Here is a 13883-nt window from a genome sequence, read left to right as displayed (position 1 = left end):
GATTTTTTTATAAAATTTTTTCGTTCTTTCTTTTCAGATAAAAGAAAGAGGCCTGTGACCTTAGTCTGCCACAGACCCTAATATTTCTTGTCATACACTGCTCGCATCCTTTCTTGCAAACAGATCAGCAAGAAAAGAATAGATAGCGGCCCACTGAACGTTTATCCTCTTAAAAAGATCAGTAGCACAGTTAATAATACAAAAGCAATGATAACCATCGTGTCTCTATTATGCCAATGCAATACACGATATTTCGTTCTTCCTTCCCCACCTTTGTAGCCTCTTGCTTCCATAGCAGTCGCAAGATCTTCCGCACGGTTGAAGCTGCTGACAAATAAAGGAATCAGCAAAGGAATGACTGCTTTCATTTTCTGAACTAGGTTTCCTTCACCAAAATCAACACCGCGAGCGCGCTGAGCGTTCATGATCTTTTCTGTTTCGTCCATCAATGTAGGCACAAAACGAAGAGCAATCGACAGCATCAATGAAATTTCGTGGACTGGGAACCGTACGGCTTTCAATGGACGAAGCAAGTACTCAATCGCATCCGATAATTCCAAAGGCGGTGTAGTAAGCGTGAGTAGAGTCGACATAAAAATGATCAACACGAATCGACAGAAAATAAAGAGGCCGTTCATCACACCAAATTCAGTGATATGGAAAACACCCCAACTCCAATAAGTTTCTCCGCCACTTGTAAACAAGACCTGCAATGCTACAGTGAAGAGGATTAGCCAGATCAATGGGCGAATGCCTCGGATAAAAAATTTCAAATCTACTTTTGACAAGAAGACAGAAAGTAATGTGAAAAATGCCAACAAAAGGTACGTTTCCCAATTATTTGCTAAAAAAATGATTCCGATAAAATAAAAACTGGCTAATAATTTAGCTCGGGGATCCAATCGATGGATCAAGGAATCTCCAGGCATATAACGACCAAATATCAATTTATTCATCATGGGCATTTCCTCCAGCATAATGGACGATAGCGTCTGCTAATTCTTCAGCTGTCAAAGGCAAGGTAGCAAAGTTCATCCCTTTAGCCATTAATTCTTCTGCAAACTCGGTGGCAGTAGGTACGCCTAGTTGTTTTTCTTTTAGCCATTCAATGTTTTGAAAGACCTCTTGCGGCTCCCCGCTATTAACAATTCGTCCCTTTTCCAGCACATAGACATAATCTGCAAAATTGGCTACATCATCCATTAAATGCGTAACTAATACAATAGTGATCTGCTGTTCCTTATGAAGACGCCAAAACATCTCCATCATTTCTTTTCTACCCTGGGGATCAAGTCCTGCCGTTGGTTCATCCAATACAAGTACTTCCGGCCTCATGGCAAGCACACCAGCGATTGCTACTCTACGCATTTGCCCTCCTGAAAGTTCAAATGGCGAACGTTCCAAATAGCTTTCATCCAGCCCAACTTGTTCTAATGTTTCTTTTGCTAGGACTAGTGCTTCTTCTTCGCTGACACCAAAGTTTTTAGGACCGAAAGCAATGTCTTTTGCTACCGTTTCTTCGAATAGCTGTGCTTCTGGAAACTGAAAGACGATGCCAACTTTTTTTCGGATGGGCTTTAAATTCTTATTATCCGTATCCGGCTGAATATCTCGTTCTCCAATATGGACTGTACCGCTTGTTGGCTTAACAAGCGCATTCAAATGCTGAAGTAAGGTTGATTTCCCGCTTCCGGTATGCCCTACTAATGCAGTATAACTGTTTTCTTTGATCGTCATATTGATGTCAAATAAGGCTCTTTGTTCAAATGGTGTATTCGGCTGATAAGTGAAGTCTACTTGTTCAAAACGGATGTCCATAACCAATCCACCATCCTTTCTTCTGTCATATATTCACTGGGCACATCAACCCCACGTTCTTTCAGTGCGCTCTTCAGTTTTTCAGGAAATGGTAGATCTAGACCTAAGTCGATCAGTTCAGGACCAGCAGAAAAAATTTCTTTTGGTGTACCTTCACGGACAAGTTCGCCTTGTCTCATCACTAGTATCCGATTGGCATTAGCTGCTTCATCAATATCATGAGTGATAGATATAACGGTCAATTGACTTTCTTCTTTGATCTTCTTGATCGTAGAGATCACTTCTTCACGACCTTCTGGATCTAGCATACTGGTTGCTTCATCTAAAATAATGATATCAGGTCGTAAGGCAACCACGCCGGCAATGGCAACACGTTGTTTTTGCCCTCCTGATAAACGAGCAGGCTCGCGTGAAGCAAACTCAGCCATTCTAACTTTCTCAAGTGCATCTTTCACACGCACTAGCATTTCTTCTCTGGGAATCCCTTGATTTTCAAGACCAAAAGCAACGTCATCTTCTACTGTCGAACCAACAAACTGATTGTCTGGATTTTGAAAAACCATTCCAACCATCTGTCGGATCGTCCAAATATTTTCTTCATCCAATATTTGATTTCCCACTTTCACGATCCCTGATTCTGGCAGAAGCAATCCATTGATCGTTTTGGCAAGTGTCGATTTTCCTGAACCATTGTGTCCAATAATAGCGATCCACTCACCTTTATCAATTGTAAAGGAGACATCTTTCAATGCGGGGCGAAGATCATCTGGCTGGTATTTATAATTTATCTTTTCTAATTCAATAATTGGCTCCATGATTACTCCTTCTTCATCCTAAAGTTCCTACTAACACTATCAAAAAAAGACAAAATTTTCAATTATTTCTCGCTTAAAATGTTTTTTTATGCCTTCAAACATATCTGTCATGACAGGTAATTGAAGGTATAAAAAAACACTTTATGATGAGTGCTTACTCCCCAAGCGATATTCGCTTGAGGAGCAGCGCTGAGCTAGACTCGGAAAAATATCTTCCAACATCATAACACTCTAAAAGAATCATCTATAAAGTGATGTTATTAGTGTGATTTTAGACAAGTTCTAAGACAACCATTGGTGCACCATCACCGCGTCTTGGTTCTGTCTTCAAAATGCGTGTGTATCCGCCTTGACGTTCTGCGTAACGAGGTGCAATATCGTTGAACAGTTTTTGTAAAGCTGATTCAATGACGATGTCCTCATTTTCTTCACGCACGCTGGCAACTTCATTACGTACGAAAGCCGCAGCTTGACGACGTGCATGCAAATCTCCGCGTTTACCTAAAGTGATCATTTTTTCTGCAGTTGAGCGAACTTCTTTCGCACGAGCTTCAGTAGTCACAATACGTTCGTTGATTAATAAATCAGTTGTTAAATCACGCAACATCGCTTTACGTTGGCTAGATGTGCGTCCTAGTTTACGATAACTCACGTTGGTTTCCCTCCTTCGTAAAAGGTTTTAATCTTCTTTACGTAAACCTAAACCTAAGTCGTGCAATTTTGCTTTAACTTCTTCTAATGATTTACGTCCTAAGTTACGGACTTTGATCATTTCAGGCTCAGATTTATTTGTAAGTTCTTGTACAGTATTGATTCCTGCACGTTTCAAACAATTGTAAGAGCGAACAGACAAGTCTAACTCTTCGATCGTCATTTCCAACATTTTTTCTTTTTGTGTTTCTTCTTTTTCGACCATGATTTCAGCATTTTTTGCTTCATCAGTTAAGTTCACAAAAATATCCAAATGTTCAGTCATAATTTTCGCAGACAAACTCATTGCTTCCAACGGTTCAATTGAACCATCTGTCCAAATCTCCATCGTCAATTTATCAAAATCTTCACGGTGTCCAACACGTGTGTTCTCAACTTGATAGTTCACACGACGAACAGGTGTGTAGATTGAATCGACTGGAAGAACGCCAATTGGCATATCTTCTTTTTTATTTTCATCTGCTTGAACATAACCACGTCCAGGTTTCACTGTTAAGCGAGCATGGAACGTAGCTCCTTCAGAGACACTACAGATGTACATATCTTTGTTAAGAATTTCTACATCACTATCAACGATAATATCGCCAGCAGTTACTGTAGCAGGTCCGGTAATATCGATTTCAAGGGTTTTTTCTTCTTGGCCATACATTTTCAGCGCTAAGCCTTTAATGTTCAAGATGATTTGAGTGACGTCTTCTCTAACACCTTTGATGGTAGAGAATTCATGCAGTACACCATCGATTTGAATATTAGTGATGGCAGCACCTGGCAAAGAAGATAATAAAATACGACGTAGGGAATTCCCTAAAGTAGTCCCATACCCTCTTTCAAGAGGTTCAACGATGAACTTGCCATAATCTTTTTCTTCATCAATTTTTGCGATTCTTGGTTTTTCGAACTCAATCATTCTTATCTTTACCCCTTTCAAAACGAAAAGTGTCTTGTTCAATGACGTTACTGATAAAACTCAAAATGAGCGGCACTCATTAAACACGACGGCGTTTTGGAGGGCGGGCACCATTATGAGGAACTGGAGTCACGTCACGAATTGCAGTCACTTCTAAACCTGTAGCTTGTAATGAACGAATTGCTGCTTCACGTCCAGAACCAGGTCCTTTAACTGTTACTTCAACAGTCTTTAATCCGTGTTCCATTGCTGCTTTTGTAGCAGTTTCTGCTGCCATTTGAGCGGCAAAAGGAGTTGATTTTTTGCTTCCTTTGAAACCTAATGAACCAGCTGATGACCACGCTAATGCATTTCCGTGAGTATCAGTGATCATGATGATAGTGTTATTGAATGTAGAATGGATATGTGCAATACCTGCTTCTATATTCTTCTTCACACGGCGTTTACGATTCACTTTTTTTGCTGCCATGAAGTTTTAACCTCCTTCACTTAAGAATTATTTTTTCTTGCCAGCGATAGCGCGAGCTGGGCCTTTACGAGTACGTGCATTGTTTTTCGTGTTTTGTCCACGAACAGGCAATCCACGGCGATGACGGATTCCACGGTAAGAACCGATTTCCATCAAACGTTTGATGTTCAAGTTCACTTCACGACGAAGATCCCCTTCAACTTTTAATTTATCTACTTCTGCACGGATAGCATCTGTTTGTTCATTCGTTAATTCACGAACGCGAACATCTTCAGATACACCAGCATCAGCTAAGATCTTTTTAGCAGTAGTGTTACCAATACCATAGATATAAGTAAGTGAAACTACTACACGTTTATCACGAGGAATATCTACTCCTGCAATACGAGCCATATTTATAGCACCTCCAATTATCCTTGACGTTGTTTATGTTTTGGATTTGCTGGGCAAATCACCATAACGCGTCCTTTACGACGAATTACTTTACAATGTTCGCACATTGGTTTTACTGATGGTCTTACTTTCATGATAATACCTCCTGTAGTTTTACGGAGTACAATTATTTAAAGCGATAAGTAATACGGCCACGGTTAAGATCGTATGGAGACAATTCAACCGTTACTTTGTCACCAGGTAAGATACGGATGTAATGCATACGAATTTTACCTGAAACAGTAGCAAGAACTTGGTGTCCGTTTTCTAGTTCAACTTTAAACATTGCATTCGGCAAAGTTTCGACGACTGTACCTTCGACTTCAATCATATCTTCTTTTGCCACGCACAGTACCTCCTTGTACTTGTTTCGCATTTTCACACGATAAAATGGCGGAAACTGCAGTTCCCACCTCAAAATTCTCAAAATGGATCATCTAGAGGATTCTCTAGAAGTCGGACTGACATATTCTATCATAATTTATTGAACTTGACAAGAGTAACTGCATAATGCAAGTCGGCTACGGGCAATCGTGCTATTTTTCAATGATTTTTTGTACATCTGCAAATACAGCATCGATTTCACGAGCACCATCAATAGTGTTTAGCAAACCTTGTTCTTTATAATAAGCCAAGATTGGTTCACTATTTTTGATGTTGATAGCCAGACGATTTTTAACCGTCTCAGGTTTATCATCTTCTCTTTGATAGAATTCATGCCCACCGCAACGATCACATGTGTCTTCAACTTTTGTAGGGTTGAAAATTTTATGGTAAGTTGCTCCACAATTGCTGCAGATAAATCGGCCGGCTAGACGTTCGACCAAGATTTCTTCACCAACATGGATATCGATGACAGCATCAATTTTTTTATTCAAATCTTTTAGCATTGCGTCCAGAGCTTTTGCTTGATCTAGCGTACGTGGAAAGCCATCTAATAAGAAGCCTTTCTCTGTATCTGGTTCAGCTAGTCGCTCTTTCACGATTCCATTTGTTACTTCATCAGGAACTAATGCACCTTTATCCATATAAGACTTTGCTTCCAGGCCAAGAGCTGTTTCGTTTTGCATCGCTGCGCGGAACATATCTCCTGTTGAGATGTGCGGAATACCATAAGCATCAATGATTTTTTCAGCTTGTGTTCCTTTACCTGCGCCTGGCAGCCCCATTAAAATGAGGTTCATTGTTTTCCCTCCTAATAAATGTGTGAGAACGTGTGTTGAGGGGAAACCTCAACACGCTTTCTTACTCAATGAATCCAACATATTTACGTTTCAGCATTAAGCCTTCTAACTGTTTCGCAGTTTCTAAAGCTACACCGATAACGATCAGTAAGCTTGTACCGCCTAATCCGATTGATTGTGGAAGATCCCAAACCATTTGAGCAATGATTGGAAGCAATGCCACTAAACCAAGGAAGACTGCACCAACTGTACTTAAACGCATCAGTAATCTTGAGACATACTCTTCAGTCCCCTTACCAGGGCGTACGCTTGGTATATAACTTCCTTGCTTTTGCAAGTTTTCCGCTAATTTCTCAGGGTTTACTTGAACAAAGGCGTAGAAGAAAGTGAAGGCAACGATCAGAATCGTATAAATCGTAGCACCAGGTGCTGTATTATAGTTAAAGATCTCCATCATCACTTTGTACCAGTTTTCAGAACCGAATCTACCGCTCAATGCTTGTAAAACAGCATTTGGCGTAGCAATAAACGAACTAGCAAAGATAACTGGAATAACTCCAGCTGCATTTACTTTCAACGGCAGATAGCTGCTTGTAGGCGCGCCAGCTACGCGTTTCGTATATTGGATCGGGATCTTGCGTTCAGCTTGTTGGAAAAATGTTACGAATGTCACGATCAACAAGACCGCTACTAGTAAAATGGCCACAAAAATAGCAGATTTCCATATGTCTGAAGGATCAATATTTATAAAGTAATCTTCATAAATTTCTCTGATACTTTCAGGCAATCTAGAAATGATACCTGCAAAAATGATCATTGATACGCCATTTCCGATACCTTTTTCTGTGATCTGTTCTCCTAGCCAAGTAACAAACATCGTACCGGCTGTTAGAATCAAACCGATCGTTACGTAAGTTGCTACGTTAGGATTATTCACGAAACCTAATTGAGCGTATTGATTGAATCCAGCAGTGATACCGACAGATTGGATAAATGCCAATACTAATGTCAGATATCGAGTCGCTTGATTCAGTTTTTTACGACCAACTTCCCCTTGTTTCGACCATTCAACAAATCGAGGCACGATGTCCATTTGAAGAAGCTGAATGACGATAGAAGCAGTAATGTATGGTGAAACCCCCATTGAGAAAATGGAAAAGTTTTGCATCGCACTACCACTTACCAAGTTCAACATGTTGAAAAATGGCAAAGAAGAAAGGTTTTGCAATGAAGCAGCATTTACGCCTGGTACAGTAATATGTGCACCTAGGCGAAATACAAACAACACAAATACAGTAAATAGGATTTTCGATCTAATGTCTTTTACTTTAAAAGCATCTTTTAATAGTCTAAACATTAGATCACCTCGATTGATCCACCAGCCGCTTCAATTGCTTCTTGAGCTGCTTTAGAGAATTTTGCTGCTTTCACAGTTAATTTCTTGTTTAGTTCCCCATTAGCTAATACTTTGATTCCAGCTTTTTCGTTTTTCACGATTCCAGCTTCAACTAAAGCAACAGGAGTTACTTCAGCTCCGTCTTCAAAGCGGTTCAATACATCAAGATTAATGACTGCATAGTCTTTACGGTTCACGTTTGTGAATCCTCGTTTTGGTAAACGACGGAACAATGGTGTTTGTCCCCCTTCAAATCCTAAACGCACACCGCCGCCTGAACGAGCTTTTTGTCCTTTTTGTCCGCGTCCGGCAGTTTTTCCGTTACCAGATGAAGTACCACGACCAACACGGTTACGTACTTGGCGTGAACCTTCAGCAGGTTTTAATTCATGAAGTTTCATAGGTTTGGCACCTCCTTAATGTTCTAGTTATGATTTTTCTAAATTAAATTTCTTCAACGTCCACTAGGTGAGAAACAGTATTGATCATGCCTTTAATTGCTTCATTAGAAGGCTTAACCACTGAACTGTTAATCTTTGTAAGACCTAACGCTTTAACTGTATCGCGTTGGTTTTGAGGACGTCCGATAATACTGCGTTTTAAAGTAACTTTTAATTCAGCCATTATTGTTGTCCTCCTTATCCGATTAATTCTTCAACTGATTTGCCGCGAAGTTCTGCAACTTCTTCTGCACGTTTCAATTGTTTCAAACCTTCAACTGTTGCGCGAACAACGTTGATTGGTGTATTTGAGCCTAAAGATTTAGAAGTGATATCTGCTACCCCAGCTAATTCTAATACGGCACGAACTGGTCCACCAGCAGCAACCCCAGAACCTTCTACAGCAGGTTTCATTAGGATTCTACCACCACTAAAAGCACCGATTACTTCGTGTGGGATTGTTGAACCAACCATAGGTACTTCAACTAAGTTTTTCTTCGCATCTTCAATTGCTTTACGGATTGCTTCAGGAACTTCTTGAGCTTTACCTGTACCAAATCCTACGTGTCCGTTTTTGTCACCGACAACAACTAAAGCAGCAAAACGTAGACGACGTCCACCTTTAACAACTTTTGTTACACGGTTAATTGCAACAACGCGGTCTTCTAATTCCAAATGTTTTGGATCGATATAAACCATGAATGGTATTCCTCCTTCTTCTAAAATTCTAGTCCATTTTCGCGAGCAGCTTCAGCTAAAGCTTGCACACGGCCATGGTAAAGGTATCCACCACGGTCAAAGACTACTACTTTAATGCCTTTTTCAGCTGCACGTTCAGCAACTAGTTTACCGACAGCTTGTGCTGCTTCTGTTTTTGTTCCACCTGAAATTTCTTTATCCAAGGTAGAGGCACTTGCTAGCGTTACACCCGCTACGTCATCAATAATTTGAGCGTAGATGTTTTTGTTAGAACGAAAAACGTTCAAGCGTGGGCGCTCAGCAGTACCAGAGATATTGTTACGTACACGACGATGTCTCTTTTGACGTGTTTTGTTCTTATCTGGTTTTGTAATCACAATTGTCACCTCTTTATTTTTATTGTACTACTATTTCAAGCAGTAAATACGTTTCGAAAAATAGAAGCTGCGGCACAAGTAAAAATGTATTTTTTTGAAGGTAAACTTCAGCCAAATGCCTTTTTCCTGCTGCTGGCTTCTATGCAATTTTTCTAAACGATTATTTACCAGTTTTACCTTCTTTACGGCGTACATATTCGCCAACATAACGAATACCTTTACCTTTATAAGGTTCTGGAGGACGAGTTCCACGAATGTTTGCAGCTAATTCGCCAACTTCTTCTTTGTTCGCACCTTTAACAATTACTTGTGTGTTAGCTGGTACTTCAACAGTTACTCCAGCTGGTGGTGTGATTTCTACTGGATGTGAGTAACCAACGTTCAATACAAGTTTTGATCCTTGTAATTGTGCACGGTACCCAACCCCGATTAGTTCTAACGCTTTTTGGAAACCTTCGCTGACACCTACAACCATGTTGTTGAAGTTCGCACGAGTTGTTCCATGAATTGTTTTCATTTCTTTACTGTCGTTTGGACGAGTGAAAGTTACTTCGTTTCCTTCGATATTCATTTTGATATCTGCTGAAAAAGTACGAGTCAATTCACCTTTTGGTCCTTTAACTGTAACGTTGTTTCCGTCTTGAGTAACTGTTACTCCTTCAGGGATAACAACGACTTTATTTCCGATACGGCTCACTTAAAGACACCTCCTTGTAGATTCTACTTGATTACCATACGTAAGCGATAACTTCGCCGCCGATATTTTTTTCACGAGCTTCTTTATCAGTGACAACACCTTCAGAAGTCGAAATGATTGCGATACCTAAACCGTTCAATACTTTTGGTACTTCGTCAGCTTTGACATAAGCACGCAAACCTGGTTTAGAGATACGTTTTAAGTTTGTGATAACACGTTCGCCGTTTTTACCAAATTTTAGGAAAACACGGATCACGCCTTGTTTGTCATCTTCGATGTATTCAACATCACGAACGAAACCTTCACGTTTCAAGATTTCAGCGATGTCACGTTTAATTTTTGATGCAGGTACTTCTAAAGACTCATGTTTAACCATGTTTGCGTTACGGATACGAGTTAGAAAATCTGCAATTGGATCTGTCATGACCATTGATCTTTTACCTCCTTCTTATGCGAATTTACTTTTTACCAGCTAGCTTTCTTCACGCCGGGAATTTGACCTTTATAGGCAAGTTCGCGGAAGCAAATACGGCAAAGATGGAACTTACGATAAACTGAATGTGGACGTCCGCAACGTTCGCAACGAGTATAAGCTTGTGTTGAAAATTTTGCAGGACGTTTGTTTTTAGCAATCATTGATTTTTTAGCCACGTAGTTCGCCTCCTTTAATTATTTTTGGAATGGCATGCCTAATTGTGTCAACAACTCACGAGATTCTTCATCAGAGTTTGCTGTTGTTACAATAACGATGTCCATACCACGTACTTTATCTACTAAATCATAATCTACTTCTGGGAAGATCAATTGTTCTTTAATACCTAAAGTATAGTTTCCACGACCGTCAAAGGCTTTTTTACTTACACCATGGAAGTCACGTACACGTGGTAGTGAAACAGAAACCAATTTGTCTAAGAATTCGTACATTCTTTCTCCGCGCAATGTAACTTTTGCACCAATTGGCATTCCTTCACGTAAACGGAATCCAGCGATTGATTTTTTAGCTTTTGTAATCATTGGTTTTTGACCAGTGATCAAAGTTAATTCTTCAACTGCTTTATCTAAGTTTTTAGCGTTTGATACCGCATCACCAACACCCATGTTGATGACGATTTTTTCAACTTTAGGTGTTTGCATAACAGAGCTATAGTTAAATTTTTCCATCAATGATGGAGTTACTTCTTTAAGATATTTTTCTTTTAGGCGGTTCATTCAGTAAGACCCTCCTTCCTTAAACTTTTATTTATCTAAAACTTCACCGGTTTTTTTAGAAACACGGACTTTTTTGCCGTCTACTTCTTTGTAGCCAACTCGGCCAGCTACACCAGTAGAGTCAACCACCATCACGTTAGAAACATGAATTGGCGCTTCCATCTCAACAATTCCACCTTGAGGAGCAGCTTGAGAAGGTTTTTGGTGTTTTTTAACGACATTTACACCTTCGACAATAACTTTATCTTTTTTCGGGAACGCTGCTAGTACAACGCCTTCTTTGTTTTTGTCTTTTCCAGTGATAACTTTAACTTTATCGCCTTTTTTAACAAACATAACTGTTTCGCACCTCCTTTGATAAGTGTCTCAAGATTATAAAACTTCTGGTGCTAGTGAAACGATCTTCATGAAGTTGTTTTCACGTAGTTCACGTGCAACTGGCCCAAAGATACGTGTTCCACGAGGGCTTTTATCATCACGAATAATCACTGCAGCATTTTCATCAAATTTAATATATGAACCGTCTGTACGACGAGCTCCTGATTTTGTTCGAACGATAACGGCTTTAACGACGTCACCTTTTTTGACAACCCCACCTGGCGTTGCTTGTTTAACCGTAGCAACGATCACATCACCGATGTTAGCAGTTTTACGACCAGATCCACCAAGGACTTTGATCGTCAAAATTTCACGTGCGCCTGAGTTATCAGCGACTTTTAAACGACTTTCTGCTTGGATCACGTTGTGTATCCTCCTTTCAGATTTTGCATTCAATCTATATAGGAAAATCTCGTGTTATTAGATAATAACTGCTTCTTCGACTACTTCCAACAAACGGAAACGTTTTGTAGCTGATAATGGACGAGTTTCCATAATTCTCACGATGTCGCCAACTTTTGCTGTGTTGTTTTCATCATGCACTTTGTATTTCTTAGAATAGTTCATGCGTTTGCCATAGATAGGGTGGTTTTTCTTTGTTTCGACAGCAACGGTAATTGTTTTATCCATTTTGTCTGAAACCACGCGACCTTGATAAACTTTGCGTTGATTTCTTCCTTCAGTCATACGCTTAATGGCCTCCTTCCATAATTACTTAGCTTGTTCACGCAACACAGTTTTGATGCGTGCAATCGATTTACGTACTTCTTTAATACGTGCAGTGTTTTCTAATTGACCTGTTGCTAATTGGAATCTAAGATTAAACAATTCTTCTTTTAATTGTTTTTCTTGATCAAGCATTTCGGCAGTGGTTAATTCTCTGATTTCTTTAACCTTCATTCGATTCACCACCCATTTCCTCACGTTTTACGATCTTAGTTTTCATTGGTAATTTGTGAGAAGCTAGACGTAACGCTTCACGAGCTACTTCTTCAGGAACGCCTGCGATTTCAAACATGATTTTACCACGTTTTACTGGTGCAACCCATCCTTCAGGTGCCCCTTTACCAGAACCCATACGTACCCCAATTGCTTTGGCAGTATAAGATTTGTGAGGGAAAATTTTAATCCATACTTTCCCACCACGTTTCATGTAACGAGTCATTGCGATACGAGCAGCTTCGATTTGGCGGTTTGTGATCCAATGTGAATCAACAGCTTGCAAACCGTATTCACCGAATGCTACTTCTTTTCCGCCTTTAGCTTCCCCGCGCATTTTTCCGCGGAATTCACGACGGTGTTTTACACGTTTAGGTACTAACATGATTATTTCCCTCCTTTCTCAGTGTTTTTTTTAGTTGGAAGAATTTCTCCACGATAGATCCACACTTTAACTCCTAGTTTTCCGTATGTTGTATCTGCTTCTTCCCATGCGTAATCAATGTCCGCACGTAAAGTATGAAGAGGAACAGTTCCTTCTGAGTATCCTTCTGAACGAGCGATATCTGCTCCGTTTAGACGACCAGATACTTGAGTTTTGATCCCTTGAGCGCCAGCACGCATTGAGCGTTGGATGGCTTGTTTTTGAGCGCGACGGAAAGCAACACGGTTTTCTAATTGACGTGCGATTCCTTCACCTACTAATTTTGCATCTAGATCTGGTTTTTTGATTTCCACGATATTGATATGGATTCTTTTACCAGTTAATTTGTTTAATTCTTTTCTTAGGCTTTCGACTTCAGAACCGCCTTTACCAATAACCATACCTGGTTTAGCTGTGTGAATTGAAATGTTTACGCGACCTGTTGCGCGTTCGATTTCAACTGTTGATACAGCAGCATCAGCAAGTTTAGTTGAAATAAATTTACGGATTCTTAAATCTTCGTGTAAGAACTCAGCATACTCTTTTTCAGCATACCATTTAGCATCCCAGTCGCGGATGATGCCTACACGCATTCCAATTGGATGTACTTTTTGACCCACTGATTATCCCTCCTTATTTTTCTGATACGACTACCGTGATATGACTTGTACGTTTGTTGATTGGAGAAGCTGATCCTTTTGCACGAGGACGGAAACGTTTCATTGTAGGTCCTTCGTTAACAAAAGCTTCGCTTACTACCAAGTTTTCAACATCTAAGTCAAAGTTATTTTCTGCATTCGCAACTGCTGACATCAATACTTTTTCAATGATTCCAGCAGATTTGTTTGGTGTGAATTTCAAGATTGAAATTGCATCTGCGACACTTTTACCTCTGATAAGGTCAATTACTAAACGGGCTTTTCGAGGTGAAGTGCGAACTGTTTTTGCAGTTGCTTTAGCTGATGTGATTTGTTCTGCCATTTGGATT

Annotated in this window: 26 protein-coding genes; all 26 read right to left on the bottom strand. The window is 39.9% G+C overall.

Features of this window, described 5'->3' with window-relative positions:
• Positions 1-161 precede the first annotated feature (161 nt).
• Complete coding sequence (locus PYW34_RS00440; RefSeq protein ID WP_002288724.1) at positions 162-959, bottom strand: energy-coupling factor transporter transmembrane component T family protein; 798 nt, start codon at positions 957-959, stop codon at positions 162-164.
• Complete coding sequence (locus PYW34_RS00435; protein ID WP_002288722.1) at positions 949-1818, bottom strand: energy-coupling factor ABC transporter ATP-binding protein; 870 nt, start codon at positions 1816-1818, stop codon at positions 949-951. Before PYW34_RS00435 ends, PYW34_RS00440 begins: the two co-directional genes overlap by 11 nt.
• Positions 1794-2633 (bottom strand): energy-coupling factor ABC transporter ATP-binding protein, encoded by an 840-nt coding sequence (locus PYW34_RS00430; RefSeq protein ID WP_002288720.1) that lies wholly within the window; start codon positions 2631-2633, stop codon positions 1794-1796. Before PYW34_RS00430 ends, PYW34_RS00435 begins: the two co-directional genes overlap by 25 nt.
• A 271-nt stretch (positions 2634-2904) precedes the next feature.
• Positions 2905-3285, bottom strand: a complete 381-nt coding sequence (gene rplQ, locus PYW34_RS00425; protein WP_002288716.1) for a 50S ribosomal protein L17 — start codon at positions 3283-3285, stop codon at positions 2905-2907.
• A gap of 27 nt (positions 3286-3312) precedes the next feature.
• Positions 3313-4251: a DNA-directed RNA polymerase subunit alpha gene (locus PYW34_RS00420; RefSeq protein WP_002288715.1), complete on the bottom strand. Its 939-nt coding sequence runs from the start codon at positions 4249-4251 to the stop codon at positions 3313-3315.
• Between the two features lie 79 nt (positions 4252-4330).
• Positions 4331-4720 carry a 30S ribosomal protein S11 gene (gene rpsK / locus PYW34_RS00415; protein WP_002288714.1) on the bottom strand — a complete coding sequence of 130 codons (390 nt, stop codon included), beginning with the start codon at positions 4718-4720 and terminating at the stop codon, positions 4331-4333.
• Between the two features lie 27 nt (positions 4721-4747).
• Entirely contained in the window at positions 4748-5113 is a 366-nt protein-coding gene (gene rpsM, locus PYW34_RS00410) for a 30S ribosomal protein S13 (protein ID WP_002288713.1), read from the bottom strand.
• A gap of 17 nt (positions 5114-5130) precedes the next feature.
• Positions 5131-5247: a 50S ribosomal protein L36 gene (gene rpmJ / locus PYW34_RS00405; RefSeq protein ID WP_002288710.1), complete on the bottom strand. Its 117-nt coding sequence runs from the start codon at positions 5245-5247 to the stop codon at positions 5131-5133.
• A gap of 32 nt (positions 5248-5279) precedes the next feature.
• On the bottom strand, positions 5280-5498 hold the full coding sequence (gene infA, locus PYW34_RS00400) for a translation initiation factor IF-1 (RefSeq protein WP_002288695.1): 219 nt from the start codon (positions 5496-5498) through the stop codon (positions 5280-5282).
• Positions 5499-5688: 190 nt separating this feature from the next.
• On the bottom strand, positions 5689-6336 hold the full coding sequence (locus PYW34_RS00395; protein WP_002288690.1) for an adenylate kinase: 648 nt from the start codon (positions 6334-6336) through the stop codon (positions 5689-5691).
• A 61-nt stretch (positions 6337-6397) separates the two neighbouring features.
• A complete protein-coding gene (secY, locus tag PYW34_RS00390) occupies positions 6398-7693 on the bottom strand; it encodes a preprotein translocase subunit SecY (protein ID WP_002288688.1) in 1296 nt (431 codons plus the stop codon).
• Positions 7693-8133: a 50S ribosomal protein L15 gene (gene rplO, locus PYW34_RS00385; protein WP_002288687.1), complete on the bottom strand. Its 441-nt coding sequence runs from the start codon at positions 8131-8133 to the stop codon at positions 7693-7695. The genes secY and rplO overlap by 1 nt, the downstream gene beginning before the upstream one ends.
• A 43-nt stretch (positions 8134-8176) precedes the next feature.
• Positions 8177-8356: a 50S ribosomal protein L30 gene (gene rpmD, locus PYW34_RS00380; protein ID WP_002288686.1), complete on the bottom strand. Its 180-nt coding sequence runs from the start codon at positions 8354-8356 to the stop codon at positions 8177-8179.
• Between the two features lie 14 nt (positions 8357-8370).
• Positions 8371-8871, bottom strand: coding sequence for a 30S ribosomal protein S5 (gene rpsE / locus PYW34_RS00375; protein WP_002288681.1), 501 nt, complete (start codon positions 8869-8871; stop codon positions 8371-8373).
• A 20-nt stretch (positions 8872-8891) separates the two neighbouring features.
• Complete coding sequence (gene rplR, locus PYW34_RS00370) at positions 8892-9248, bottom strand: 50S ribosomal protein L18 (protein ID WP_002288679.1); 357 nt, start codon at positions 9246-9248, stop codon at positions 8892-8894.
• A gap of 160 nt (positions 9249-9408) precedes the next feature.
• A complete protein-coding gene (rplF, locus tag PYW34_RS00365; RefSeq protein ID WP_002288677.1) occupies positions 9409-9945 on the bottom strand; it encodes a 50S ribosomal protein L6 in 537 nt (178 codons plus the stop codon).
• Between the two features lie 31 nt (positions 9946-9976).
• Complete coding sequence (gene rpsH, locus PYW34_RS00360) at positions 9977-10375, bottom strand: 30S ribosomal protein S8 (protein WP_002288675.1); 399 nt, start codon at positions 10373-10375, stop codon at positions 9977-9979.
• Between the two features lie 35 nt (positions 10376-10410).
• Positions 10411-10596: a type Z 30S ribosomal protein S14 gene (locus PYW34_RS00355; RefSeq protein WP_002288673.1), complete on the bottom strand. Its 186-nt coding sequence runs from the start codon at positions 10594-10596 to the stop codon at positions 10411-10413.
• An 18-nt stretch (positions 10597-10614) separates the two neighbouring features.
• Positions 10615-11154, bottom strand: a complete 540-nt coding sequence (gene rplE, locus PYW34_RS00350; protein ID WP_002288671.1) for a 50S ribosomal protein L5 — start codon at positions 11152-11154, stop codon at positions 10615-10617.
• Positions 11155-11181: 27 nt separating this feature from the next.
• Positions 11182-11490, bottom strand: a complete 309-nt coding sequence (gene rplX, locus PYW34_RS00345) for a 50S ribosomal protein L24 (protein WP_002288670.1) — start codon at positions 11488-11490, stop codon at positions 11182-11184.
• A gap of 36 nt (positions 11491-11526) precedes the next feature.
• Entirely contained in the window at positions 11527-11895 is a 369-nt protein-coding gene (gene rplN / locus PYW34_RS00340) for a 50S ribosomal protein L14 (protein WP_002288669.1), read from the bottom strand.
• Positions 11896-11952: 57 nt separating this feature from the next.
• Positions 11953-12219 (bottom strand): 30S ribosomal protein S17, encoded by a 267-nt coding sequence (gene rpsQ, locus PYW34_RS00335; protein WP_002288668.1) that lies wholly within the window; start codon positions 12217-12219, stop codon positions 11953-11955.
• A gap of 24 nt (positions 12220-12243) precedes the next feature.
• Entirely contained in the window at positions 12244-12432 is a 189-nt protein-coding gene (gene rpmC / locus PYW34_RS00330) for a 50S ribosomal protein L29 (RefSeq protein ID WP_002288664.1), read from the bottom strand.
• Entirely contained in the window at positions 12422-12856 is a 435-nt protein-coding gene (gene rplP / locus PYW34_RS00325; RefSeq protein WP_002288661.1) for a 50S ribosomal protein L16, read from the bottom strand. The genes rpmC and rplP overlap by 11 nt, the downstream gene beginning before the upstream one ends.
• Positions 12857-12858: 2 nt before the next feature.
• A complete protein-coding gene (rpsC, locus tag PYW34_RS00320) occupies positions 12859-13515 on the bottom strand; it encodes a 30S ribosomal protein S3 (RefSeq protein ID WP_002288659.1) in 657 nt (218 codons plus the stop codon).
• A gap of 13 nt (positions 13516-13528) precedes the next feature.
• Positions 13529-13876 carry a 50S ribosomal protein L22 gene (gene rplV / locus PYW34_RS00315; protein ID WP_002288657.1) on the bottom strand — a complete coding sequence of 116 codons (348 nt, stop codon included), beginning with the start codon at positions 13874-13876 and terminating at the stop codon, positions 13529-13531.
• Positions 13877-13883: the final 7 nt, after the last annotated feature.

The sequence above is a fragment of the Enterococcus faecium genome (assembly GCF_029023785.1).
Lineage (GTDB): Bacteria > Bacillota > Bacilli > Lactobacillales > Enterococcaceae > Enterococcus_B > Enterococcus_B faecium.
This window is presented reverse-complemented; position numbering and strand designations above follow the sequence as displayed.

Excerpts from the sequence above, each read along its gene's own strand:
- PYW34_RS00440 (WP_002288724.1), bottom strand. The coding sequence starts at position 959 with ATGATGAATAAATTGATATTTGGTCGTTATATGCCTGGAGATTCCTTG.
- PYW34_RS00435 (WP_002288722.1), bottom strand. The coding sequence starts at position 1,818 with ATGGACATCCGTTTTGAACAAGTAGACTTCACTTATCAGCCGAATACA.
- PYW34_RS00430 (WP_002288720.1), bottom strand. The coding sequence starts at position 2,633 with ATGGAGCCAATTATTGAATTAGAAAAGATAAATTATAAATACCAGCCA.
- PYW34_RS00420 (WP_002288715.1), bottom strand. The coding sequence starts at position 4,251 with ATGATTGAGTTCGAAAAACCAAGAATCGCAAAAATTGATGAAGAAAAA.
- rpsK (WP_002288714.1), bottom strand. The coding sequence starts at position 4,720 with ATGGCAGCAAAAAAAGTGAATCGTAAACGCCGTGTGAAGAAGAATATA.
- rpsM (WP_002288713.1), bottom strand. The coding sequence starts at position 5,113 with ATGGCTCGTATTGCAGGAGTAGATATTCCTCGTGATAAACGTGTAGTA.
- rpmJ (WP_002288710.1), bottom strand. The coding sequence starts at position 5,247 with ATGAAAGTAAGACCATCAGTAAAACCAATGTGCGAACATTGTAAAGTA.
- PYW34_RS00395 (WP_002288690.1), bottom strand. The coding sequence starts at position 6,336 with ATGAACCTCATTTTAATGGGGCTGCCAGGCGCAGGTAAAGGAACACAA.
- secY (WP_002288688.1), bottom strand. The coding sequence starts at position 7,693 with ATGTTTAGACTATTAAAAGATGCTTTTAAAGTAAAAGACATTAGATCG.
- rplO (WP_002288687.1), bottom strand. The coding sequence starts at position 8,133 with ATGAAACTTCATGAATTAAAACCTGCTGAAGGTTCACGCCAAGTACGT.
- rpmD (WP_002288686.1), bottom strand. The coding sequence starts at position 8,356 with ATGGCTGAATTAAAAGTTACTTTAAAACGCAGTATTATCGGACGTCCT.
- rpsE (WP_002288681.1), bottom strand. The coding sequence starts at position 8,871 with ATGGTTTATATCGATCCAAAACATTTGGAATTAGAAGACCGCGTTGTT.
- rpsH (WP_002288675.1), bottom strand. The coding sequence starts at position 10,375 with ATGGTCATGACAGATCCAATTGCAGATTTTCTAACTCGTATCCGTAAC.
- rplE (WP_002288671.1), bottom strand. The coding sequence starts at position 11,154 with ATGAACCGCCTAAAAGAAAAATATCTTAAAGAAGTAACTCCATCATTG.
- rplX (WP_002288670.1), bottom strand. The coding sequence starts at position 11,490 with ATGTTTGTTAAAAAAGGCGATAAAGTTAAAGTTATCACTGGAAAAGAC.
- rpsQ (WP_002288668.1), bottom strand. The coding sequence starts at position 12,219 with ATGACTGAAGGAAGAAATCAACGCAAAGTTTATCAAGGTCGCGTGGTT.
- rpmC (WP_002288664.1), bottom strand. The coding sequence starts at position 12,432 with ATGAAGGTTAAAGAAATCAGAGAATTAACCACTGCCGAAATGCTTGAT.
- rplP (WP_002288661.1), bottom strand. The coding sequence starts at position 12,856 with ATGTTAGTACCTAAACGTGTAAAACACCGTCGTGAATTCCGCGGAAAA.
- rplV (WP_002288657.1), bottom strand. The coding sequence starts at position 13,876 with ATGGCAGAACAAATCACATCAGCTAAAGCAACTGCAAAAACAGTTCGC.